This window comes from Parageobacillus thermoglucosidasius (assembly GCF_001295365.1).
In the GTDB taxonomy this organism is placed as follows: domain Bacteria; phylum Bacillota; class Bacilli; order Bacillales; family Anoxybacillaceae; genus Parageobacillus; species Parageobacillus thermoglucosidasius.
This window is the reverse complement of sequence record NZ_CP012712.1, coordinates 194,395-216,901: the sequence shown is the minus strand read 5'-3', so window position 1 is coordinate 216,901 and position 22,507 is coordinate 194,395. Positions and strand designations below refer to the sequence as shown.

Sequence of the window (22,507 nt, the reverse complement as noted above, 5' to 3'; positions counted from 1 at the left end):
GTGATGAAGTCCGTAGGGGAACAGAATTTCCATCGTTCTGAATTCCCCGAAGTGCCCGGCCCCTCACTAGCGTTAAGCTAGCGGGTGAAGATATAGTCTAGTCATTTGCGAAAGCAAATGTTCGCACGATGGCGAAAGAAATGATGGAATTCACTAAAAATAATATCTTAATGCAAGCGGCGCAAGCTATGCTGGCTCAAGCTAACCAACAGCCGCAGGGAGTGCTTCAATTACTCCGATAATCTTAGTCAATCAAAGAGACCTTGGGGATATCCAAGGTCTCTTTTGCTGCTATTGTAAGCTGTGCTGAATTGTAATGATTTATTTGAGCCGGCCATTTAAATATTCATAACAGAGTTCAATAATTTCTCCTGTTGTATATCCGGTTTTTTGTTGAAAAATTGTTAAATGAAATAGCTCTTCTCTTTTTAATTCAATTTGATATGGTTTGCGGGGAAGATCCCGTTTCTTTTCGACCGTGTTTAAAAAATGGTGTAATTTCGGTTCAATAATATTTAAGACTTCAGGCAAGCTGTTACATATTTTTCTAATTTCTGCAGTTGGTTTATGAAAAAACATTCGTTTAAGCAAATAAACAGTGGTCCGTTTCTTAAGAGGCAAGTCTTCCTTCTTTAAATTCTCCAGATAAATGTCTTTTCTTTTCATGCTTTTCGACAAATAAGGCCTCACAAGACTAAGGAAGGCTAAAATGGAACGTTGATTATATAGGACAAGCCGTTTGTTATTGTCGATCGAAAAATTCAAGTGAAATTTATTGAGTAACAGATTGTGTAAAAACAGAATTTCCTCTTGTGAAAATGATTCTGTTGAGAGAATAAATTTCTGTGGGATATTTCCTTTCATTTTTAGATGGCCGTCATCTTGGTACCACCAAGCAAGAGATAACGGTGTCATAAGTTTTTCAACAAATTCTTTTGGTATCACTTTTACTGTATCGTTGTACCAAATCTCTTTGAGATGGACATAAATAGGGTCAGTTTTGGATTGAACATAATATAGTTCAGAAAAACCTCCCTTTATTCGACTGTCAATGACTCTTCGGTACTTAGGAGGATTAAGCGGCAAAAAGCCGGCAAGCTTTTGGTAACAGTGCACACACCAATCCCGATCTTTGATGGAATGCCCAAAACGAAACCGCGGTTTGCGATTTTTTTGAATGATAATATTACCGTCACCTAATAATTTCCCGGTTAACATTTCAAGAAGTTTATGATCGTAATTGCATAGGAGAATGTCTGTATGATTCATACGGCCTCCTTTATATAGAACATTTGTTCTTATTTGATTATAACATACTCTCATTAGATAATTAAACATCGATAAGGGTATTAAGAAAATATAGCAGCAGCCGATAATATAATTGAGGTGCTAATGATGGACAATGAGCTGAAAGAGTACGAAATCGTCGAGGAAACTGCGAAAAGCGGACATCGTATTTATAAAGTAAACAATTATTACCTACACAGCAAGTATGACCCGATTCGAGAGGCTGCAAAATTTGCCGAACGCCATTATAAAAAGAACCATCTTCATATTTTATTTGGCGTGGGTTCAGGATATATTGCGAAAGCTTTAAGTGAAAAGATGACTGAAGAGGAATTTTTAATTATTGTTGAGCCTATCGAATTTTTAGCCGATAAACTGCTGAAAGAAGAAAGTCAATTAGAGCGATGCATCATTATTAAAGGAGAAGATCAAGAGCTTTTTGAAAAAATTTATGAACCTTTTGGAAATACATTTGGTAAAAGGGTTTCTGTTGTTTGCTCTCCTAATTATGATAAAGTTTGTTCCAGCTATTATCATAGTATATTAAGAATAGTCAAAGATCATATTTATATGCAGCAAGTAAATATAAATACAATTAAATATTTTTCAAAAGAATGGCAAAAGAACTTTACATTAAATTTATTTTATGCATATGATGATGTGCCTTTAAAATGTTTAGAACATATTTATAATGTGCCAGTTGTCGTTGCTTCCGGCGGCCCGTCGCTAACAAAGCAAATCCCTTTATTAAAAAAGGTAAGGAATCATATTTTGCTAATTTCTTCTGGGTCGACGATTAACACACTTCTTAAACATGATATTGAGCCTGACTTTATTGTTACGATTGATGGGGGAATCAACAACTATAGGCATTTTGAAACAATAGAGCTAAAACAAGCAAGAATAATCTATTCATTATCTAACCATGAGAAAATTAGAGAAAGATTCAATCGAAGATCGCTTGTATTTATATCTAACATAGATGATGATTTAAAAATATATGCACAAAAATTATTAAATAAAGAAATAGATGGTATATTAGGGGGCGCTTCTGTCGCCAATTTCGCATTAAATATAGCTTATATGATTTCAACGGGGCCTGTTGCATTAATTGGTCAAGATTTGGCCTATACCGATAACAAAACACATGCGGAACATAATAAAAATTTCAGAAAAATTGATGAAACATATATTAAACAAAGAGGACTGTTCTATACAGAGGGGTATTATGGTGGTCAAGTATTGACAGATTACACGTTTTTTACAATGAAGCATAATTTTGAAAGACTACTTCAAACTTTTTCACAGCCTGAAAGAATTTATAATTGCACAGAAGGCGGGGTTAAGATAGAGGGATATCAACAAATTCCTTTCCAAGAGTTTTGCGACCGATATGTAGATACGAATAAAAATGTACCAATGTTTGATATCGATTCATATCCGCATAAAGATGTTCAAGAATGGAAAGAGTTTTTAATGAGAATTGAAAACGAAATAAAATTGCATGACAAAGTACAGCGCCTTGCTGAGGAAGCAGTGCTGTTGCTAAAAAGAAATACTTCTGATACGACATTTGATACAAAACTTCTAAAAAAGTTGGATAAAATTGATGAACAGTTAAAGCCAATTTTTGCTGAAGGAATGATGTCATTAATTGCTCAACCTATTGTTTTAGATACATTTAATAACTACCTGGAAAAAGAGAATGAAACGGAACAAGAAATGTATCAACGAGTATACGCTCGTTCCATGGATTTATATTCGCGTTTGCAAGAAGCTGCAATCGATTCAAAATCTTATTTCATGCAATTAAAAGAAAAAATTAAAAATAAAATTATTTCGATGGATAAGAGGGAGAAAGATGATGAATCTCATTTACGAAACACAAGATAGTTTCTACCAATATATTGAACGAGTAGCGGTGGGAACGCAAACGATCGCTGATTATTTGCGCGAAGATAAAGTTGGGGAAGCAATGCAGCTAATTGCGCAATTTAGCGAAGGCGTTGCTTGGCTAACGAAGGTAATTGTATTAATGCGGGAACATAAGTATCATATTAACATTGATCCGAGCCAAATTAACGAATTTTTGCTGGAAATCAACGATGGTTTAGAACGGCAAGATTATGTCATTGTCGCCGATATGTTTGAATATGAAATAAAGCCTTTTTTTGAAGAGGCAACGAAAGAAAGATTTTATCAAATGAAGGAAGATAAAAATTGAGCGTTTTAGACAGTAATCTTGCCTTGATAAAAAATAAACAGTTGCGAGAAAGGTTGCTCCATCCTATAAATGAACCCATTGATGTTGATATTCATCCATCAAAAAAAGGGCCGCCAACAATGAAATTAAATGGGCATTACTTGTATAGTCGCTACGATCCATTGAAAGATGCCGAGCGTTTTATTGATTCGCAAATAGACAGAGACGCCCATGTTTATTGCCTTTTTGGCTTTGGACTCGGTTATCATGTACAAGAATTGCTGCAAAAAGAACCGGATAAACAAATTGTCGTTATTGAACCTTATTTACCTGTTGTTCGAAAAGCAGTTGAAAATATAGATTTATCTAATATTTTCTTACATCCGAATGTGGCAATTTTGTGCCTTGAACAAGGACAAGCAATGATTCATACATTGAATGAGTTGGCTAAGCAACGAACTAGATGGATTATACCGAACGCATGGTTAAAAGCACTGCCGCAAAGCCATCCATTAAAACATTTTTTAGAAGACTTAAAAATACAAGAAATGTCGTTTCAACGTTTTTCATCCTTAATGGAAAAGAATTTTGTAGAGAATTTGAAATATATGGATGCGGATGTAGGAAAATTGTTTGCGAAATTTAACGGTCAAAAAGCGGTATTAGTGTCAGCAGGCCCTTCATTAGATGACACGGTTTATTCTTTAAAAAGGCTGAAGAACAAATATTTTATTTTATCGGTTGGTTCTGCCCTTCGGGTTCTTAAAGAAAACAGCATCGTTCCGGATGCTGTTATTATTACGGACCCACAAGAATTCGTTTATAAGCAGTTAGATGGCATGGGGTTTGCCCAGTCTTTAATTTATTTGTCAACAGCCTGTCATTCTGCTGTGGTGAATCATAAAGGGTTAAGAATTATCGCGTTCCAAAAAGGGTATCCTCAAGCTGAAAGTTACGCTGGTAAGAAAAATTTGCCTTTAGTTGATACCGGAGGATCTGTCGCAACAACAGCGCTTGATATATTAATTAAAATGGGATTCTCTGAAATTGTGTTGTTAGGCCAGGATTTGGCTTATAGCAAAAACAGAAGCCATGCTTTACATTCGACATCAGGAGTAGAAGTAGTATCGAATGAAAACTTGCTGTCTGTTCTTGCGAATGATGGTACAATGGTAAAAACAACAACCATTCTATCTATTTATAGAAGATGGTTTGAACGAAAGGTTGCCGAAACGAAACATGTTATTTTTAAAAATACAGCTGAGAAAGGCGCTGTTATTCAAGGCATGCCTTTCGTCCATATATCTGAAATTATTTCAGAGTCAGAACATCTCATGGAGTGTAATTTTAGTGAAAAAATAAATCAAATAATAAATCAATATTAAAAAACTTGTAACTTTACTTCAAAGGAGTTTATGCTATGGAATTTTTGCGAAATCAAACAATCCTTGTTACAGGGGGAACTGGATCATTTGGGAAAAAGTTTGTAAAAAAAATATTAGAATATGATGTAAAAAAGGTTATCGTATTTAGCCGTGATGAATTAAAACAATATGAAATGGCACAAGAATATACGGACCCAAGAATCCGCTTTTTCATTGGTGACGTACGGGACAAAGATCGTCTATATCGCGCGTTTGATGGTGTCGATTATGTCGTCCATGCAGCGGCAATGAAACAAGTACCTGCATGTGAATACAACCCATTTGAAGCGGTAAAAACAAACATTTACGGCGCGCAAAACGTGATTGAAGCAGCGATTGACCGTGGAGTAAAACGAGTCATTGCATTAAGTACCGATAAGGCCGCGGCACCAATTAATTTATACGGTGCTACAAAACTAGCGTCCGATAAACTATTTGTAGCGGCCAACTCTTATGTCGGAGGAAAAGAAACTCGATTTGCCGTAGTGCGCTATGGAAATGTGGTTGGGAGCCGTGGAAGCGTTGTTCCATTGTTTAAAAAAATGGCCGCTGAAGGGAAGAAGCTGCCAATCACAGACGAACGGATGACTCGCTTCTGGATCACACTTGACCAAGGTGTTCAGTTTGTCATTGATTCCCTTGCAAGGATGAAAGGCGGGGAAATTTTCGTTCCGAAAATCCCCAGCATGAAAGTGGTGGATCTTGCAAAAGCGATTGCGCCAGAGGCAGAAATTGAAATCATCGGCATCCGCCCTGGAGAAAAGCTTCATGAAACAATGATTACCGAAGATGATGCGAGACATACAGTTGAGTTTGATAATTATTATGTCATTACCCCTGAGTTTCCGTGGTGTCCACAAGAATATGTGAAACACGGAAGAAGTTTGCCAGAAGGATTTAAATATACAAGTGATACAAATACAGAATGGTTGACGGTGGAGGAATTGCGGACATTAGTAAAAGAAATGTAATCATTCTTTTTTCAGGAGAACATCATTATGCAATAGAGAATATTATTCAGTCAGTATGAAAAATGAGTTGAGATGAACTTGATAAACTTAAGAGAAAAAAGCATTGTAGAAAAACTTACTGAAGGTAATGAAGTATTTCTTCTTGGTGCTGATAATTGGGGAAGAAAGCATACAAATTTTTCGAGGAAAATATAAAAGTACTTTATTTTATCAGGTATGATATTCTAAAAAGCAGGAAAATAAAAAGCGGTTTACCTAATAATATTTATCTCAAGTTAGAGATAAGTTTTCGGTAATTGGTATAAAAGAGATAAAAACGATTAAAGAGTGAAGGTCACCATCACAGGATATTTCCCTTCTTTATTATATTAATGGGTACAAACTTAAAGCATTTAAATAAAAGATAGTTCCTAATTAAAAATCAATCTAAGTTGTAATTATTTTAAGTAATTCTGTTAAGGGTATATGGATCAGGAATGTTAATCTACTATATATCAAAAAATACAACTATAACCAATATATCCGTTTGTTAATAAATTAAAAAGAGATAAAAATTGATGGTGGCGCTTATAATGGGATACTATCTGGTTATTTTTAGATAATATTAAAATTTTAGTAAATTTATATCTTTTGTGGTAATATTTTTGAAGAATTAAACAGCTGGATCTTGAGAAGAGGTTAGAAAAAAGTAATTTTGTATAGATAGAAGTTTATGATCAAAGAACACTAAAGTTTTGATATAGAAACCTCTTCGGCTACTATAAATATATTGAAGTAACACCTATTGATAGGATAATTGAAAAAGAAATATTGACGAAAACATTGACTATATAAATCTAGTTTGACATTCCGACATGTTTAATCAACCTGCCTCCTTGTCTATACTGCGCCTATAATGAGTAAATCAAAGGAGCAGAGGAAAAAAGATGAAGAACAAAGGATTACAAGTTACAAACGATTATGGTTGGGCGATCGAACGTCTTCAAGAACAGGGGCGCAAAATAAAAAAGGCGAACATGGCAAAACGATTGCAGTCATTCGTCTGATTATGCAAGGCTATTTGGGGATTCAAGTCATGAACTCTTGAATCTCTATCGTGAGACGGTTTTCATTTATGTTCAAAAGTTTAATCGGGGTGGTATGGAACATTGCTAGAGCGGTGCTATGCTCTTGGCAGAAAGCCGTATCTGTCCCCAAAAGAAGAACATGAATTAAAAATAAAAAAGATGCTGGAAGAAAGCACTTCCGCCGATGAAGGATACGGCATTGAAACATGCTGGAATACCCCGGATTATTCAGCATGTCTCGGAAGTGAAATTTTCTGTCACCATGTCCCGTGGCAGTATTGATGATATGCTTCATCGATGGGGATTTCATTATACACGCCCTACGTATAACCTCAAACGGGCCAATCCTCAAAAAGAGTTTCAACGGGAGATGGAACTTATAAAAAACTTGTCCGACCACATGGTCATAATCTATGAAGATGAAAACCATATTCGAGATTATCAAGCTCTTCGGATCACATGGAGTGTCAAAGGGCTCCAAAAACAAATCCCTGCGTATAGACACCATACAACCGTTAGCTTATTAGGCGGTGTAATATCGAAACGGGTGAATTTCTCTGTATGGAAACGGACCAATGTAATGCACAGGCTTTTCTACAATTTCTCCAATACACGTTGGACAAGTATCGGACAAACATATCGTGATGGTCTTGGATAATGCAAAAATTCATCACACGAAAATTCTACAGCCTTTTTTACGTAAAATGGAGAACGGCTGACTTTGGTATTCTTTCCTCCATATTTCCCTGAATTTAAACTTGGTTGAACGAATTTGGGGATGGTTGAAAGAGAGTGTGATTGCCAATCGTTTTCATGCCAATCGAAAGGAGTTGCGGGAGTCGATTGTTTCGTTCTTGGAGCACCTCGTTCAATTTCCAGAAAAAGTGCTTCAACCATTAGAAAGATAGTTATGTCGGAAAATTAATCTGAATTTATATATATCGAAAAGGCTGAATTAGAAGAACTTAAAGGCGTTAAAAATACAATAATTGTGTATATATCATTATGCAGAACATTTTGGGATATTGAATATCTTTTGTATTTTTACATATGTCATCGTAGCAATAGAATACTTGAAACTGTCTTGTATGTTATACTAAAATAATTTTTTCTTCTATTTAATTAATTGAAAATAGTGCTTTGAATAAGTAGGAAATGAAGAAAATACTAATTTACTCCGTAACACTTAATACTAGTAACTCCGTTTTTTTTTTTTACGGAATAATTAGTTTAAAAGATAAATTTAGTTATTTCTTTATGAAAAGATGAAAGGGGATGAGAAAATGAAAAAAGTTATTACATATGGTACTTTTGATTTATTGCATTGGGGCCATATTCTATTTCTTGAGAGAGCAAGGGCGCTAGGAGACCATTTAACAGTGGGTCTTTCGACTGATGAATTTAATCTACTGAAACATAAGAAATCATACTATTCTTATCCTCATAGAAAAGCTATTCTCCAAGCTATACGATATGTCGATAAGGTAATACCTGAAAAGGCTTGGGAGCAGAAAATTCACGATATAATAAATCATGAAATTGATATTTTTGTAATGGGCGATGATTGGAGGGGGAAATTTGACTACTTAAAGGAGTACTGTGAGGTTGTCTATTTACCGAGAACTATTGGTATATCAACAGCAAAAATTAAGAACGATTTAAATTTGTAATATATTATCTGTTTTTGCAAAGTTATACTTTGGTTTTAAAACTTCACTATGCTAACGTCATTACTGATAACTCTAATATTTGGAGAAAGCTGTTGTAAAATTATAATCTTTTTTGGTAAACATGCTGATTTGTTTGATTTACTTGACAATGTGATGTGTTTTAATCGATTACAGTGGAGCCATTTTTATGCTATGTTCTTTAAAAATCTATTATTTTGATAGGATATTATGTTAGAGCAGGAAGTAAAGAACATCGGACTACTACTAACTTATAACATGTAAATATTGCTAATTTCAGTTGGGATTTCGAAGTGAATGATGGTATGAGCCTAGGCTTGTATGTTTGCAAAATTCCTCTTTACATAGATATGATATGTTAGGCGATTTGCCTTTATTATTGAGGAAGCTTGAAGGAAGATTATGAAATCCTTATAAATATCTATTTTAAAGGCTTAAGGTGATATTATGCAAAATCTAATTAGAAAATATAAAAGCTTTAAGTCTCGGTATGTTGTAATGCAACGCCGAGAGCATGAGTATATCTTTAATAAATATTATGCGCATCTTATAGATCCTTTTTTTACGAAGATAGCTTATGATTTAAAGCTATCTCCCAACATGGTCACAGTTTTATCTGGTTTTTTGGGGGTCGGCTCTGGAATTTCTTTTATGTTTCATCAGTATGTATTGGGAGGAATTCTTTTGCAGCTTCATCATTTCGTAGATGGGGCTGATGGGAACTTAGCTCGATTGACAAATAGATGCACAGCTTTTGGAGCGAAATTAGATCGCAATGTAGATCTGATTGTACGTATTACTGTGCTTTTGGGAATTATGGTAGCAGCAAATGCACATTTATTAACTAATGTTTTGCTTGTCTTAACTTTCTTTTTAGATATTGTAGTTGTACATAAATTTGTGCTACCTTTTATGAAAAAAAACGGAATCATTCGTTCTAAATGGAAGCAATGGTTCTTAGATAGAGGTATTATTCCCGCATTTGATACATTCACATTGTATTTTATCATATCTGTTTTTGCTATCTTGAACCAGATGCAGATTTTAATTTATGTTTTAATTGTATTAAAGAATATTGACTGGTTATACAGAGTATGGGAATGTACAAAAACATATTATATAGTAAAAAACAAAAACAAGATTAAACAGTAAAGGTGATATGTTCTATTCCATTAGCAACTGAGTTAGTCTTTCCAAATCGATTATTAATCGTCGCGACAAATGTGCTTATTAGAATTTTGTAACTGCTAAACTAAAGTGGCTTTTATGCGATCTTGGTGATAGGAGATGATTAATAAAAATTAGTATGCAAATTAAAATTTTTAAGCATCTCATTCTCAATTATTTTAACTTTTCACTAAAAGAACGTCGTAAAGGCAAAAATAATCGCCCTTGACACGATCCAACGGTTACTGGAAGAGTACCGGTATATATCTCGAGGGACAACCGCTATTTTCAAGATGCTTATCAAGGAATACCGAAAGAAGGTTATACGAAAATATTTGAAAAGCTATTATCTCACTCTAATATTAAGCTTATGTTGAATACAGATTACAAAGAAGTTATAGAAATTGACTTTAAGAATGGGAATATAAGTTTGTTTGGACAAGAATTTAAAGGAACATTAATTTACACGGGGAAAATCGACGAATTTTTTAACTATGAATTTGGTGAACTTCCTTACCGTTCTCTTCGTTTTGAATTTGAAAACATTCAAAAGGAATTTGTACAGCCTGTTGGTACCGTTAATTATCCGAATGAATATCAATTTACGAGAATTACGGAATTTAAACATTTAACTGGCCAAAAACATTCATCGACAACGATTGTAAAAGAATATCCTCAAGATTATGAACGAAATGTAAAAGGGAAGGATATTCCTTATTATTCAATTCCGAGAAAATAAAATTTAGAGTTATATGCAAGATATAAAGAGAGAGCAAAACAATTTTCTAATGTCTCATTTGTTGGACGGCTTACTGAATATCGATATTATGATATGGATGCTGTTATAGCAAGGACTCTTAAAGTGTTCAAAGATAAAATTTCTACGTAAGGTATTTATGGTGAATTTTAATGAGAGATTTCAAAGGATATATATTTGACCTCGACGATACCCTATATTGTGAACATGATTACGTAAAATCAGGATTTTGGGTTGTGGCGAATGAGTTGGCGAACTATCGATTGGATATAGATGTAAGTGAAATTCATCAAATGCTCATTGCTGAATGGAAAAGAAATGGTCGTGGTCGAGTGTTTGATGAAGTATGTAGGCGGTTAGGTATCGATATTGATATTTCACATTTAGTTCATATTTATCGCGGACATGTACCTAACATTTCCTTATATGACGATGCTAAAAAATTAATTTTCTATTTAAAAGAAAAAGGAAAAAAGTTAGGAATTATTACCGATGGAAATTCAACAATGCAATGGGCCAAAGTGAAGGCGCTTAATCTGGAGAAGATGTTTGACTATATCATTGTCACTGGCGATTTAGGTGAGGAACATTGGAAACCTAGCGAGACTCCGTATCGAAAAATGATTAAATATTTGCATTTAGATTTTAATGATTGTGTATATATAGGAGATAATCCAAACAAAGATTTTATTACTGCTAGAAAGCTAGGGATGGGAACCGTTCGTATCGTTCGCGATGTTGGGGATCATATGCAAACGAGGCTTTCAAGAGAGTATGAGGCGGATTATTTAATTTATTCATTAACCGAATTAATTACATAAGATGGGAAGCTGGTGATGAATATCACTAGCTCTTTTTTCTATAAGTAAAGGGGTGATATGTATTAATGTGTTAGTAACAAGTATTTCGAAGAAAATACCGATGTTGCAAGCTGTTCAACAGGCGATGCTGAAAATGGATTCTTCTATGGCTTTAATTGGCGCCGATATGAATCCAAATTGTATCGGTCGATATTTTGTTCATGAATTTTGGGAAATGCCTTCTTTGAAAGAGGTGGCAATCGAAGAATTTATTTTAGTCTGTAAGAAAAAAAATATTCGTTTTATTATACCGACAAGGGATGGCGAACTTCTTTATTTTTCCTTCCATCGTCGATTATTTGAGGAACATGGGATTTCCGTCATGGTCTCTGAGCCAGAAGCTATAAAAACTTGTCTTGATAAGCTGCGCTTTTACAAAGTTTTAACTGAAAAAGGCTTCCCGGCTATTCCGACTACCTTATCGGCTCAAGAATTAAAGTGTAATAATTATGTCGTAAAAGAACGTTACGGAGCTGGAGCGAGAAGCATAGGGATCAATTTATCAGGCGAAGAGGCAGTCTTGCATGCTAAGAAATTAGAAGCCCCTATTTTCCAACCGTTTATTCAAGGTATTGAAATCAGTGTTGATCTTTATGTTACCCGTACAGGGGACGTTAAAGGAGTAGTAGCGCGAACAAGGGACAATGTCGTAAATGGGGAGTCGCAAGTAACGACAACGATAAAAAATGAAAAGTTAGAACGTATGTGTGGGGATATTGCTAAATGTTTAAAATTATATGGTCATGTTGTAATGCAAGTTATAATGGATAATAAGGGAGATTTTTATATTATAGAGTGCAATAGTCGTTTCGGAGGAGCTTCCACGTTAAGTATAGAAGTCGGATTAGATAGTTTTTATTGGTTTTTTCTTGAATCACAAGGGGAAAATTTGGATGATTATCCTTTCATTCGTTCAACGACTGAAAAAAGACAAATAAGGTATCCAACCAATTTGATCATAGATATAGGGCAAGAGGAGGTATAGCATTGAAAACTTTAATCATCATCCAAGCCCGCATGGGTTCGTCCCGTTTGCCCGGAAAAGTATTGATGCCGCTTGGGGAGACGGTGGTGTTAGACTATGTTGTTTCCAGATGTCAACAAGTGAAACAGGTAGATGAGGTTATTGTTGCAACTTCTGTACTACCGCAAGATGATGTGATTGAATCGTGGTGTAAACAACATCAAGTTCTATGCTTCCGCGGATCGGAGGATGACGTGCTTGCGCGCTATTATGAATGCGCCAAGCCTTATCAACCTGATTATGTGATTCGTGTGACGGCGGATTGCCCTTTTGTTGATTATGAACTTGCAGACCGAATTATTGAGGCAATGAAGGCAGAACCATCCGATATCGTGATCGTGGAAGGAGATTTGCCGCGCGGCTTAGTCGTTGAAATGGTGTCATTTTCATCGCTCGAATACATATATCATCACGGAAAGGAGCCGCGCCATCGCGAGCACGTGACATATTATGCGTATGAGTTCCCGGATGAATTTAAGCGTACATATATTCAAGCATCGAAAGCGATTCAGCAGCCTCAGCTCCGAATTACATTAGACACGAAAGAAGATTATCAATTATGCGCGGCGGTTGCGAATCATTTTAAAGGGGATAAACTGGTTAGTTCGCAAAAGGTTGTGCAGTTTTTATTAGAACATCCGGATATTGCTAAGCTGAATGCCCATATTCAGCAAAAACCGGTGATATAAATATTTCAATACCTTTAATCAAGTGATAAGAGAGTATAAATTTATTTACAGTTGGTGAATGGGTATGAATATTTTATTTCGCGTTGATTCTTCAGTTGAAATAGGGACCGGTCATGTAATGCGCTGTTTGGCGCTCGCAAAAATGTTGAAAGATGCGGGATGCACTGTTACTTTTGTTATGAGAGTATGTCCGGGCGATTTATGTGACTATGTCGAAAGCCAAGGGTTTTCCGTTTTTCGCATGTTTCAAGGCACTCATTTCTCACAAGAAATAGATGCCCAATTAACCATCGAAATGATTCAGCAATGCAATGAACATATTGATTGGTGTATCGTCGACCATTATCAGCTTGATCAGCGGTGGGAGGAGCAAGTCAAAAAGTATGTCGGTAAAATGATGGTAATTGATGATTTGGCCAACCGTCTTCATGACTGTCATTTACTGTTGGACCAAAATTATTATAAAAATATGAAACAGCGTTATGATGGGTTGGTACCAAAAAATTGTCGTTTGTTTTTAGGCCCGAAATATATGATATTGCGATCCGAGTTTTATGAAGCGAAAAAGTCTGTAAAAATCCGCAGCGGCTATGTTCAGCGGATGCTCGTTTTTTTTGGCGGCAGCGATCCGACGAATGAAACGGAAAAAGTATTGCAGGCTTTACGGGATTTGCAGCTTACTCATATTAAAGTCGACATCGTTGTCGGTAACGCCAATCCATGGCGTTTGCGAATTCGAGAAATGTGCCTTGAAATGAACATAAATTACCATTGTCAAATTAATTATATCGCTGAACTAATGGCGCAGGCGGATTTATCTTTCGGAGCTGGCGGTGTGACAATGTGGGAGAGATGTTTTCTCGGGCTTCCTTCCATTGTCACAATTGTTGCTGAGAACCAAAGAAAATCAACGGAAGACGCTGCTGAATACGGGGCGATTTGGAATTTAGGTTGGCATAGGGATGTAAAAGTGTCGGATTATGCCGATATATTGAATAGAGCGATATTATCGCCTGATAAACTCATATATATGAGCGAGAAAGCATTAGAATTGATAGATAACAAGGAAGAATATACTGTGCATCCAGTTGTTCAAGCTATTTTGGAGGGATAACTCTTGAGTAAGGATATTAAAATAGGCAATCGTCTGATTGGCACAAATCATAAACCTTTCATCATTGCGGAAATGTCAGGCAACCATAATCAATCTTTAGAAAGGGCGTTAAAAATTGTCGATCTTGCAGCGGAAGCAGGTGTCGATGCGGTAAAACTGCAAACATACACTCCTGATACGATGACTTTAGATATTCATACAGGTGAATTTTTCATTAAAAGTGAGACGAATCTTTGGAAAGGTCAATCATTATATAACTTGTATAAAGAAGCGTATACTCCGTGGGAATGGCATGAGGCGATCTTTGAGCGTTGTAAAAAGCATGGATTGCTGGCTTTCAGCTCTCCCTTTGATGAAACGGCAGTGGATTTTTTAGAAACATTAAATGTGCCTGCTTATAAAATCGCTTCGTTTGAAAATGTAGATATTCCGTTAATTAAAAAAGTGGCTGCTACAGGGAAACCGGTCATTATTTCGGCTGGAATGGCTACTGTTGCAGAACTGTATGAGGCAGTTCAAGCTGTTCGTTCCGAAGGAAATGATCAAATTATATTGTTGAAATGTACAAGTACATATCCAGCAACGCCAGAAAACTCAAATCTTGCAACGATTCCTCATATGCGGGAATTGTTTGGAGTTGAAGTTGGATTGTCTGATCATACGATGGGGATTGGCACTGCGGTAGCAGCTGTAGCGCTTGGAGCAACAGTAATCGAAAAACATTTCACCACTTCCCGTGCAGAAGGCGGAGTGGATGCCGCATTTTCACTAGAGCCTCATGAAATGAAAATGCTTGTCGAAGAAACAGAACGGGCTTGGCTCAGCCTAGGTATGATCCATTACGGCCCTACCAATGCGGAAAAGCCTTCCCTTGAACATCGCCGTTCTCTTTATGTTACAGAGGATTTAAAGGCAGGGGATATCATTACAAAAGAGAATGTTCGCGCGATTCGGCCTGGACATGGATTGCCGCCAAAATATTATGATTTAGTTCTTGGAAAAGCAGTGAAGAAAGATGTAAAAAAAGGAACACCATTAAGCTGGGATATATTGTTGTAAATGAAGGTGGAACAATGAAAAAAAGGGAATCTTTCCTTTCCTATGGACAACAATGGATTATGGATGAAGATATCGAAGCAGTCGTAACTGTGTTAAAGTCGCCTTTTTTAACCCAAGGACCAAAAATCCACGAGTTTGAACGAAAAGTCGCTGATTATGTTGGAGCGAAGTATGCCGTGGCGTTTTCCAATGGAACGGCAGCTCTTCACGGCGCTTGTTTTGCCGCGGGTATCGGTGAAGGTGATGAAGTGATAACGACGCCGATTACATTTGCGGCTACTTCCAACGCTGTTCTTTATTGCGGGGGAAAACCTGTATTTGCAGATATTGATGATCGGACGTACAACATTGATCCGAAAGAAATACGCAAGCATATTACTCCAAATACAAAAGCGATTATCCCAGTTGATTTTACCGGGCAACCAGCTGACATGGATGCAATAATGGAGATCGCTAACGAGCATGGTTTGGTTGTCATCGAAGATGGGGCGCATTCTCTCGGGGCTGAGTATAAAGGGCGAAAAGTCGGCATGCTAGCGCATATGACGATGTTTAGCTTTCATCCTGTCAAGCCGGTTACAACAGCAGAAGGAGGAGTCATCGTAACTGATTCAGAGGAGTATTATGAAAAACTAAAACGGTTTCGCTCGCACGGCATTATAAAGCATAATTTGTCACGGGATGAAGGCCCTTGGTATTATGAAATGGTAGATTTAGGGTATAACTATCGAATGACTGATCTTCAAGCGGCGTTAGGCATTTCACAAATGGACAAATTGGATTGTTTTATCGAAAGACGCCGAGAAATTGCAAATATGTATAATGAAGCGTTTAAAACGATGGATTCTGTTATTGTGCCAATGCAGCTTGAAAGAACTCAATCGGGCTGGCATCTGTATGTGCTTCAATTAAAATTGGATAAACTAAAACGCAGCCGCAGAGAAATTTTTGAGAGTCTTCGCGCAGAAAACATTGGTGTTCATGTGCATTACATTCCGGTTTATTGGCATCCTTATTACCAAAAGTTGGGATATAGAAAAGGAATTTGCCCAAAAGCGGAACAATGGTATGAACAAGCATTAACATTGCCGATTTTTCCTAAAATGACGGATGAAGATGTGAATGATGTGATTGAAGCGGTAAAGAGAAATGTATATTAAAAAAGTTTATGTGTGAACAATGTAAATGAATCCAATTTTATAATAATTTTAAAAAATTGTATAATGACATGAAAGTAGGGGTATCATCACTAGTATTTCTCACTGGTTAGGTTTTAGTGAAAGAGATTGAATTATTAAATCAGATGTGATAAAATAAAGACTTTTATTTAGAAGGGGGGAGTGTATTGGCAAAAAATTATGAATTAACTATTCCAGCTCACTATAATATTTATACTGGAAATAATACAGGCAGACAGCTTACTATCTATTTTTCTGAGCCAGATGCAGGAGTAAATGAAGAGACTGGTCTTTTGTTGTTAATACCGGGGTTTGGGGGAAACTCACAGTCAAATGTATATAAAAAGATGAGAGAGCAGTTTGCTGATCAATACAATCTTGTAACAATTCAGTGTGATTATTTTGGTAGTGAATTTATGCAAAACACCAAAAAAGCAAAACTGAATATTGATATCAGTGAGTTTAAAAATATAATCTCTAATGAGGACTATTGGAAATTAAAAGAAGAAAATATTACCTGGGAGCAATTTATTCAAATATTTTCAAAATATCCTATAAAAATTCCAATGTTAGAAATTTTGGATGAAAATAATGAAAATTTCAATGATATGGGATTTATGCAAGCACTCGATTTGTTAGCAGCTTTGTATGCAGTAAAAATTATTTTAAAAGATAACAATTTATCATTTAATCAAAATAAAGTAATTGCTTATGGTCATTCTCATGGAGCGTATTTAGGTTATTTATGTAACCGATTGGCACCAAATGATTTTACATTATTAATTGATAACTCGGGTTGGATTAAGCCAGCATACTTATATGCCAATAGATACATATTTAACATTATTGGAAAAATGACATTGCAAACAGAGTTTTCCTATTTGGCAAAAAAATTAAATTATGATAAAGATATACTTTATTTGCCGTACTTATATAAAGATTTTCACAACAACTCACAGATTTGGTCCTTCCATGGAAAAGATGATAGTCTAGTTCCTTATAAAGAAAAAGAGAAATTTTGTAATGAAGTAGGTGTTACAAAGTTCTTTATTATAGATGAATCTAAAGTAGATAATAAACGATTTTACTCAACAGATCATGGATTAAACGCCGATTTTTTGGAGTTATTCAAATTTGTTATGGAAAATGTAAAGTGGACTAAAAAAGATCCCTATTGTCTTAATAGAAAGACTGTATTTAGAAGTAGTACAATAGAATACACAGTAGATTTTGATTATGGGTTGCCAATAATGTCCTTGAAGCCTTTATATAATTGATAGTGTTGCAAAACTAGAATAAAAACTTGAGTTATAGATAAGGATGCAACGTGACATAGCAGGCAAGCTTAATCAGCCATCGCGTTGCATTCATGAAGAAGCTCTCAAAATTACATGGGGAATAGGAGTCAGTTTATGTTATCCGAAATTTGAAAAAAGTAGATGGAAACTGCTGGATTAGATTAAAAAAGAATAGTGATGAGGCGATTTTTGACAATACATAATAATAAAAAAGAGAAAAAAGAGGCTGGCTTCAAAAAGGTCGATTCAGTGACTTTTTGAGGCAGCCTCTTTATGTTATCACGTCAATAATTTTAACGTCTCCTCCACATTGCGGTTTATGTGCGAAATAAGCAGGTAATCTCCTTGTTGCCGAATTTTTCCGCTTATGTAGTTCATCATTTCGCGGGCGATGTTTGCGTCTCTCAACATCGATTCGGATGTGGTTAAGTTCGCTTCTTTTAACATAGTATTATTTAAGTGATGTTCAATCGCTTCGTAATCAGCCCCGACATTTGTTAAGTCATTTGTTACTTTTTTAAGCGCATTGTCCACTTTTGTTATAAGCTGTTCAGCATCTGTCCGCGTTAATAGCGTTGCTCCGTTAAGTCCAAGGCTGGTCGTGCTTGTATCAACCATGTCAACGGTAATGGTTTGGCCGGGATTTGCGCCGACTTGTAATGTTAGCGGTATGTTTTCGCCAAGAATTTTCTTTGTATTAAACTCAAGCTTTTCAGCAGTATCATCAATCGCTTGCAGCAGCTGATCCAATTCTTTTTGACTGGCTGCGCGGTCTTTTGCGTCGAGTGTATCATTGGCATTTTGTACAGCTAACTCCCGAATCCGTTGCAGGAGGTGATTGACGTTCATTAACCCTTCTTCGGCTGCTTTTAAAACGGAAAGGCCGTCTTGCATATTTCGCTGCGATTGCGCCAAACCTCTTATTTGTGCCCGCAATGTTTCTGAAATGCTTAATCCTGCAGCATCGTCACTCGCCCGATAAATTTTTAAACCTGAAGAGAGTTTCTCCAGTGTTTTGGTCAGATTAGTGACATTTCGCTGATAGCGGTAGGTCGAAAAAGCAATCATTGACTGGTTTTGTATTTTCATACACTCACCTCGATCTTCTCTGTTGTTGTGCTCATTTTATATATCGACTTTTTTCCATGAAACTTTAAATATTCTAAATAAAGCCGATATAAAAAGTAGTAAAGAAGTGATGCAGGAGGAAGAGAATGATGAAAATCGAAAATTCATTGCCGTTGCAGGAAGCTTATATTCCTCAGACATCCAAAGAAGGTGCAGCTTTGATGCAAAAAATTATGGAGCAACAGAGCGAGGTCAATGAAGAAACACCAGTATCGAAAAAAAAGGTGGAAGAAATCACTAACAAATTAAATGAGTTTTTAGAAATTCACAACCGCTCCCTTAAATTTATACTGCATGAAGAGTTAAACCAATATTACGTGCAAGTCATCGATGACGACACAGAAGAAGTGATACGGGAAATTCCTCCGAAGAAATTGTTAGACGCGTTTTACACCATGCAAAAATTTCTTGGCATGATCGTTGATGAAAAAATTTAGAAAGGGGCGAGTAATATGGCACCGATGCGAATCGGTGGTTTAGCGAGCGGAATGGACATCGATCAGCTCGTGAATGACTTAATGAAGGCAGAACGCATTCCGCTTGATAAATTATATCAGAAAAAGCAAATTTTTGAATGGCAGCGTGATGCATACCGTGAAATCAACAAAAAATTAGCGGATTTCGATCAATATTTATTTGATAATTTTATGTTATCCAGTAACTTTTATAAAAAAACAGCGACTTCATCAAACGAAGCGGCAGTAAGCGTGAAAGCGCTGAGTTCATCGTACGATTCAACAAATACGATAACAGTTTCCCAATTGGCTATGGCTGCTACTGGTGTTTCGGGGGAAGTGGGGAATGCGTCTTCGGCTACCAAACTAAGTGAGAAAGGGTTAGCGGCCGAGACTAAAATAACTATTGTCGCGCTGCAAGCTAACGGAACATATAAAGAAGAAGAGATAACATTCTCCCCGGATGATACGATCGCTGATGTTGTGAAGAAGCTTAATCAATCAAGTTTAAATATCAATGCCATTTTTGATGACAGTTCCAAAAAAATGGGAATTTCCACCCGAGCAACTGGTACATTGGACACAATTGATGTTGATAAAGCAGAAGTTTATGTGAAATCTGCGACAGGCGATGATATTTTTGCTACTATCTTTGGTTTTGGTACAGGAAATGACCAAAACGGCAATTCAGGTGTTACTTCTTTAGCAAATGGCGGACAAAACGCAAAATTTACGTTAAATGGATTAGAAATGGAAAGACAATCAAATACATTTACGATTAACGGCATAGAATACACGGTGAAAGCTGTAACTTCTACTCCTGTGACGGTTACTTCCTCCACTGACGTTGACGGCATGATTGCGAAAATTGAAGAGTTCGTCAACAAATATAACGAACTAATCGGCACATTAAATGATAAAATCCGTGAAAAGCGTTATCGCGATTATCCGCCGCTTACTGATGAACAAAAAAAGGAAATGACGGAAAAGCAGATCGAGCTATGGGAAGAAAAAGCGAAGAGCGGATTGCTTCGTGGAGATTCAATTATTTCGAATGGATTATCACAAATGCGCCGGGACTTATATAGTAGAGTAGATGGGATCGGTGAGAATGTCATTGATACTCTTTCTGAATTTGGAATTACCACAACCAGTGAAATTTCTAGCGGCGGCAAACTTGTGATTGATTACGACAAGTTGCGCAAAGCGCTTGAAAGCGATCCGGATAAAGTAGTGAAAACATTGACGCAAAATGGTGCAATCACCAAAGATTCTGCCACTGGCCAAGTGACTTCTGACACCCGTGGCATTGTGCAGCGCCTTCGTGATACAATAAAAGGGATTATCACCAATATTGAGAAAAAAGCAGGTAAACCGACGTACACAGAAAATCAATATTCCATCGGTCTGCAGCTAAGGGATGTTGAAAACCAAATTTCCGATTTTCAACGGCGCCTTCAGGATATTGAATCCCGTTATTGGCGGCAATTTACGGCGATGGAGCAAGCAATCCAAAGAGCGAACCAGCAATCAATGTTCCTCATGGGGCAATTTGGCGGAGGAATGTAAGGCTAAGCATTAATTTACTTAAATGGGGAGATGCTAACACATGACTACTCAGCAAATTCATCAAGTTTATAAACAAAATAGCGTGAGTACTGCTTCGCCGGGTGAATTAACATTAATGCTTTATAACGGTTGCCTGAAGTTTTTAAACAAAGCCAAACAGGCAATGCGTGAGGGGAACATACAAGAGCGGAATACAAATTTGCAAAAAGCGCAAAGAATTATTCAAGAACTTATGGCGACATTGAACCAAAAATACGAAATTGCCAAACAAATGATGATTATGTATGAATATATGAACCGGCGGTTGATTGAAGCAAACATAAAAAATGACATTTCCATCGTTGAAGAAGTAGAAGGGTTTGTGGCAGAGTTTCGTGATACATGGGAAGAAGTCATTCGTTTAACCCGCCAAAAGCAGTTTAAAGGAGATCAAGTCTAATGGATTTGATTGAGCAGCTTGTCTCTTGTTCAGAAAGCTTGCTGGAAGTTCTTCAGCATTCAGCGGATGAACGTGACAAGCAAGTGGAGAAAGTGGAGCAATTGTTGGCTGAAAGGGAAAAAATTATCGCCAGATTAAAGCAGGGATCATACGAAAACTTACACCAGCATCCTCAAGCCCGAAAAATTGTGGAAATGGAGCAAGACATTCAAAAAGGGTTGCGTCGTTTATATGAGGATATAAAAATGGATTTGAAAAGATGGAACGAAAAAAAACGTTTACAGCAATCTTATGAGAACGCTTTTTCATATGTGGAAACATATGATGGCCGTTTTTACGATAAGAGAAAGTAGTGAACTGCCTGATTAATAAAAGTGATGTTGTTTCAACAGGTTATCATCCTAAAGGAAAAAGAGGGGGTGCATTGCAAACACCCTCTTTGCTTTTATCACAAAATTTTCAAAAACCCTTTCCCGATTGAAGGAGGATTTTGTTTGATATTGTTGAATATAATATACATACCCTTGATAAAGGAGTGGTCAGCGATGATCTATAACATTCGCGGGGAAAACATTGAAGTGACTCCGGCATTGCGTGAGTATGTCGAGAAAAAAATCGGAAAGTTGGAAAGATATTTTGAAAATACGGAAAACATTCATGTTCACGTCAATTTAAAAGTATATAACGATAAACAAGGGAAAATTGAAGTGACGATCCCGATGCCGCAGTTGCTGCTGCGCGCGGAGGAACGCCATGATGATATGTACGCGGCCATTGATTTAGTAGCGGATAAATTGGAACGACAAATCCGCAAACATAAAACGAAAGTCAACCGCAAATTGCGCGATCGTGATAAAGAAGTCAAACAAGTGGCTACCGTGCAAACAAACGCTCCGGCGGAGGATAATGAGGAAGAAGAATTTGAAATTGTCCGCACGAAACATTTCAGCTTAAAACCGATGGACAGCGAAGAAGCGATTTTGCAAATGAACTTGCTTGGCCATAATTTCTTCATCTTTACGAACGCGGAAACAAACCGCACGAACATCGTGTATCGCCGCAAAGACGGAAAATACGGTTTAATTGAAGCAAACTGACATTCATCCCCTGCCAGTGCCGGCAGGGGATGT

At 36.6% G+C, this 22,507-nt stretch carries 22 protein-coding genes and 2 pseudogenes; 22 read left to right on the top strand and 2 right to left on the bottom strand.

Translation table 11 applies throughout. The annotated features are described in order from the left end of the window. Nucleotides 1–125: 125 nt before the first annotated feature. Nucleotides 126–242: pseudogene (locus AOT13_RS20865) on the top strand (flagellin); the annotation flags it as partial. Between the two features lie 79 nt (nucleotides 243–321). On the opposite strand, the gene AOT13_RS01130 reads toward AOT13_RS20865, so the two are convergent. Further along, nucleotides 322–1,269, bottom strand: a complete 948-nt coding sequence (locus AOT13_RS01130) for a hypothetical protein (RefSeq protein WP_042384620.1) — start codon at nucleotides 1,267–1,269, stop codon at nucleotides 322–324. Between the two features lie 126 nt (nucleotides 1,270–1,395). On the opposite strand from AOT13_RS01130, the gene AOT13_RS01125 reads away from it, so the two are divergent. From AOT13_RS01125 to AOT13_RS01055, 16 genes and pseudogenes are all read left to right on the top strand, one after another. Further along, nucleotides 1,396–3,180, top strand: coding sequence for a motility associated factor glycosyltransferase family protein (locus AOT13_RS01125; RefSeq protein WP_042384615.1), 1,785 nt, complete (start codon nucleotides 1,396–1,398; stop codon nucleotides 3,178–3,180). After that, entirely contained in the window at nucleotides 3,149–3,511 is a 363-nt protein-coding gene (locus AOT13_RS01120) for a hypothetical protein (protein ID WP_042384612.1), read from the top strand. The genes AOT13_RS01125 and AOT13_RS01120 overlap by 32 nt, the downstream gene beginning before the upstream one ends. Further along, entirely contained in the window at nucleotides 3,508–4,875 is a 1,368-nt protein-coding gene (locus tag AOT13_RS01115) for a motility associated factor glycosyltransferase family protein (protein WP_042384608.1), read from the top strand. Before AOT13_RS01120 ends, AOT13_RS01115 begins: the two co-directional genes overlap by 4 nt. Before the next feature lie 35 nt (nucleotides 4,876–4,910). Next, entirely contained in the window at nucleotides 4,911–5,885 is a 975-nt protein-coding gene (pseB, locus tag AOT13_RS01110) for a UDP-N-acetylglucosamine 4,6-dehydratase (inverting) (RefSeq protein ID WP_042384606.1), read from the top strand. Nucleotides 5,886–7,033: 1,148 nt separating this feature from the next. After that, on the top strand, nucleotides 7,034–7,234 hold the full coding sequence (locus AOT13_RS20860) for a hypothetical protein (RefSeq protein WP_162164220.1): 201 nt from the start codon (nucleotides 7,034–7,036) through the stop codon (nucleotides 7,232–7,234). Next, on the top strand, nucleotides 7,137–7,610 hold the full coding sequence (locus tag AOT13_RS20855) for a winged helix-turn-helix domain-containing protein (protein WP_155267347.1): 474 nt from the start codon (nucleotides 7,137–7,139) through the stop codon (nucleotides 7,608–7,610). The genes AOT13_RS20860 and AOT13_RS20855 overlap by 98 nt, the downstream gene beginning before the upstream one ends. A gap of 625 nt (nucleotides 7,611–8,235) precedes the next feature. Continuing rightward, nucleotides 8,236–8,622, top strand: coding sequence for a glycerol-3-phosphate cytidylyltransferase (gene tagD / locus AOT13_RS01100; protein WP_042384604.1), 387 nt, complete (start codon nucleotides 8,236–8,238; stop codon nucleotides 8,620–8,622). Nucleotides 8,623–9,087: 465 nt separating this feature from the next. After that, nucleotides 9,088–9,792 (top strand): CDP-alcohol phosphatidyltransferase family protein, encoded by a 705-nt coding sequence (locus tag AOT13_RS01095; RefSeq protein WP_042384602.1) that lies wholly within the window; start codon nucleotides 9,088–9,090, stop codon nucleotides 9,790–9,792. 280 nt (nucleotides 9,793–10,072) lie between these two features. After that, nucleotides 10,073–10,696, top strand: a pseudogene (locus tag AOT13_RS01090) (UDP-galactopyranose mutase). 20 nt (nucleotides 10,697–10,716) lie between these two features. Next, entirely contained in the window at nucleotides 10,717–11,385 is a 669-nt protein-coding gene (locus AOT13_RS01085) for an HAD family hydrolase (RefSeq protein WP_042384599.1), read from the top strand. A 67-nt stretch (nucleotides 11,386–11,452) separates the two neighbouring features. After that, on the top strand, nucleotides 11,453–12,409 hold the full coding sequence (locus AOT13_RS01080) for an ATP-grasp domain-containing protein (RefSeq protein WP_232511550.1): 957 nt from the start codon (nucleotides 11,453–11,455) through the stop codon (nucleotides 12,407–12,409). 2 nt (nucleotides 12,410–12,411) lie between these two features. After that, nucleotides 12,412–13,137 (top strand): cytidylyltransferase domain-containing protein, encoded by a 726-nt coding sequence (locus tag AOT13_RS01075; RefSeq protein WP_042384597.1) that lies wholly within the window; start codon nucleotides 12,412–12,414, stop codon nucleotides 13,135–13,137. A gap of 64 nt (nucleotides 13,138–13,201) precedes the next feature. Beyond that, on the top strand, nucleotides 13,202–14,251 hold the full coding sequence (gene pseG, locus AOT13_RS01070) for a UDP-2,4-diacetamido-2,4,6-trideoxy-beta-L-altropyranose hydrolase (protein ID WP_042384596.1): 1,050 nt from the start codon (nucleotides 13,202–13,204) through the stop codon (nucleotides 14,249–14,251). 72 nt (nucleotides 14,252–14,323) lie between these two features. Continuing rightward, nucleotides 14,324–15,310, top strand: coding sequence for a pseudaminic acid synthase (gene pseI / locus AOT13_RS01065; RefSeq protein ID WP_042384693.1), 987 nt, complete (start codon nucleotides 14,324–14,326; stop codon nucleotides 15,308–15,310). A 14-nt stretch (nucleotides 15,311–15,324) separates the two neighbouring features. After that, nucleotides 15,325–16,470, top strand: coding sequence for a UDP-4-amino-4,6-dideoxy-N-acetyl-beta-L-altrosamine transaminase (pseC, locus tag AOT13_RS01060; protein ID WP_003248001.1), 1,146 nt, complete (start codon nucleotides 15,325–15,327; stop codon nucleotides 16,468–16,470). Nucleotides 16,471–16,655: 185 nt separating this feature from the next. After that, complete coding sequence (locus AOT13_RS01055) at nucleotides 16,656–17,765, top strand: DUF2920 family protein (RefSeq protein WP_003248003.1); 1,110 nt, start codon at nucleotides 16,656–16,658, stop codon at nucleotides 17,763–17,765. 300 nt (nucleotides 17,766–18,065) lie between these two features. On the opposite strand, the gene AOT13_RS01050 is transcribed toward AOT13_RS01055, so the two are convergent. Then, a complete protein-coding gene (locus tag AOT13_RS01050; RefSeq protein WP_003248010.1) occupies nucleotides 18,066–18,875 on the bottom strand; it encodes a flagellin N-terminal helical domain-containing protein in 810 nt (269 codons plus the stop codon). Nucleotides 18,876–19,000: 125 nt separating this feature from the next. Here AOT13_RS01050 and flaG point away from each other — a divergent pair, with 125 nt between their 5' ends. The 5 genes from flaG (at nucleotide 19,001) to hpf (ending at nucleotide 22,474) form a co-directional block, all read left to right on the top strand. Further along, nucleotides 19,001–19,351, top strand: coding sequence for a flagellar protein FlaG (gene flaG, locus AOT13_RS01045; protein ID WP_013876233.1), 351 nt, complete (start codon nucleotides 19,001–19,003; stop codon nucleotides 19,349–19,351). A gap of 15 nt (nucleotides 19,352–19,366) precedes the next feature. Continuing rightward, nucleotides 19,367–20,938 carry a flagellar hook-associated protein 2 gene (locus AOT13_RS01040; RefSeq protein ID WP_013399982.1) on the top strand — a complete coding sequence of 524 codons (1,572 nt, stop codon included), beginning with the start codon at nucleotides 19,367–19,369 and terminating at the stop codon, nucleotides 20,936–20,938. A gap of 40 nt (nucleotides 20,939–20,978) precedes the next feature. Continuing rightward, the gene (gene fliS / locus AOT13_RS01035; RefSeq protein WP_042384593.1) at nucleotides 20,979–21,377 is read left to right on the top strand and encodes a flagellar export chaperone FliS; all 399 of its coding nucleotides are present in this window, start codon (nucleotides 20,979–20,981) and stop codon (nucleotides 21,375–21,377) included. Then, complete coding sequence (gene fliT / locus AOT13_RS01030; protein ID WP_042384591.1) at nucleotides 21,377–21,730, top strand: flagellar protein FliT; 354 nt, start codon at nucleotides 21,377–21,379, stop codon at nucleotides 21,728–21,730. The genes fliS and fliT overlap by 1 nt, the downstream gene beginning before the upstream one ends. A 192-nt stretch (nucleotides 21,731–21,922) precedes the next feature. Beyond that, nucleotides 21,923–22,474 carry a ribosome hibernation-promoting factor, HPF/YfiA family gene (gene hpf / locus AOT13_RS01025; RefSeq protein ID WP_013399983.1) on the top strand — a complete coding sequence of 184 codons (552 nt, stop codon included), beginning with the start codon at nucleotides 21,923–21,925 and terminating at the stop codon, nucleotides 22,472–22,474. Nucleotides 22,475–22,507: the final 33 nt, after the last annotated feature.

Excerpts from the sequence above, each read along its gene's own strand:
- pseG (WP_042384596.1), top strand. The coding sequence starts at position 13,202 with ATGAATATTTTATTTCGCGTTGATTCTTCAGTTGAAATAGGGACCGGT.
- AOT13_RS20855 (WP_155267347.1), top strand. The coding sequence starts at position 7,137 with ATGAAGGATACGGCATTGAAACATGCTGGAATACCCCGGATTATTCAG.
- AOT13_RS01040 (WP_013399982.1), top strand. The coding sequence starts at position 19,367 with ATGGCACCGATGCGAATCGGTGGTTTAGCGAGCGGAATGGACATCGAT.
- AOT13_RS01130 (WP_042384620.1), bottom strand. The coding sequence starts at position 1,269 with ATGAATCATACAGACATTCTCCTATGCAATTACGATCATAAACTTCTT.
- AOT13_RS01095 (WP_042384602.1), top strand. The coding sequence starts at position 9,088 with ATGCAAAATCTAATTAGAAAATATAAAAGCTTTAAGTCTCGGTATGTT.
- AOT13_RS01050 (WP_003248010.1), bottom strand. The coding sequence starts at position 18,875 with ATGAAAATACAAAACCAGTCAATGATTGCTTTTTCGACCTACCGCTAT.
- hpf (WP_013399983.1), top strand. The coding sequence starts at position 21,923 with ATGATCTATAACATTCGCGGGGAAAACATTGAAGTGACTCCGGCATTG.
- AOT13_RS01120 (WP_042384612.1), top strand. The coding sequence starts at position 3,149 with ATGATGAATCTCATTTACGAAACACAAGATAGTTTCTACCAATATATT.
- pseB (WP_042384606.1), top strand. The coding sequence starts at position 4,911 with ATGGAATTTTTGCGAAATCAAACAATCCTTGTTACAGGGGGAACTGGA.
- pseI (WP_042384693.1), top strand. The coding sequence starts at position 14,324 with ATGTCAGGCAACCATAATCAATCTTTAGAAAGGGCGTTAAAAATTGTC.
- AOT13_RS01085 (WP_042384599.1), top strand. The coding sequence starts at position 10,717 with ATGAGAGATTTCAAAGGATATATATTTGACCTCGACGATACCCTATAT.
- tagD (WP_042384604.1), top strand. The coding sequence starts at position 8,236 with ATGAAAAAAGTTATTACATATGGTACTTTTGATTTATTGCATTGGGGC.
- AOT13_RS01125 (WP_042384615.1), top strand. The coding sequence starts at position 1,396 with ATGGACAATGAGCTGAAAGAGTACGAAATCGTCGAGGAAACTGCGAAA.
- pseC (WP_003248001.1), top strand. The coding sequence starts at position 15,325 with ATGAAAAAAAGGGAATCTTTCCTTTCCTATGGACAACAATGGATTATG.
- fliS (WP_042384593.1), top strand. The coding sequence starts at position 20,979 with ATGACTACTCAGCAAATTCATCAAGTTTATAAACAAAATAGCGTGAGT.
- fliT (WP_042384591.1), top strand. The coding sequence starts at position 21,377 with ATGGATTTGATTGAGCAGCTTGTCTCTTGTTCAGAAAGCTTGCTGGAA.
- flaG (WP_013876233.1), top strand. The coding sequence starts at position 19,001 with ATGATGAAAATCGAAAATTCATTGCCGTTGCAGGAAGCTTATATTCCT.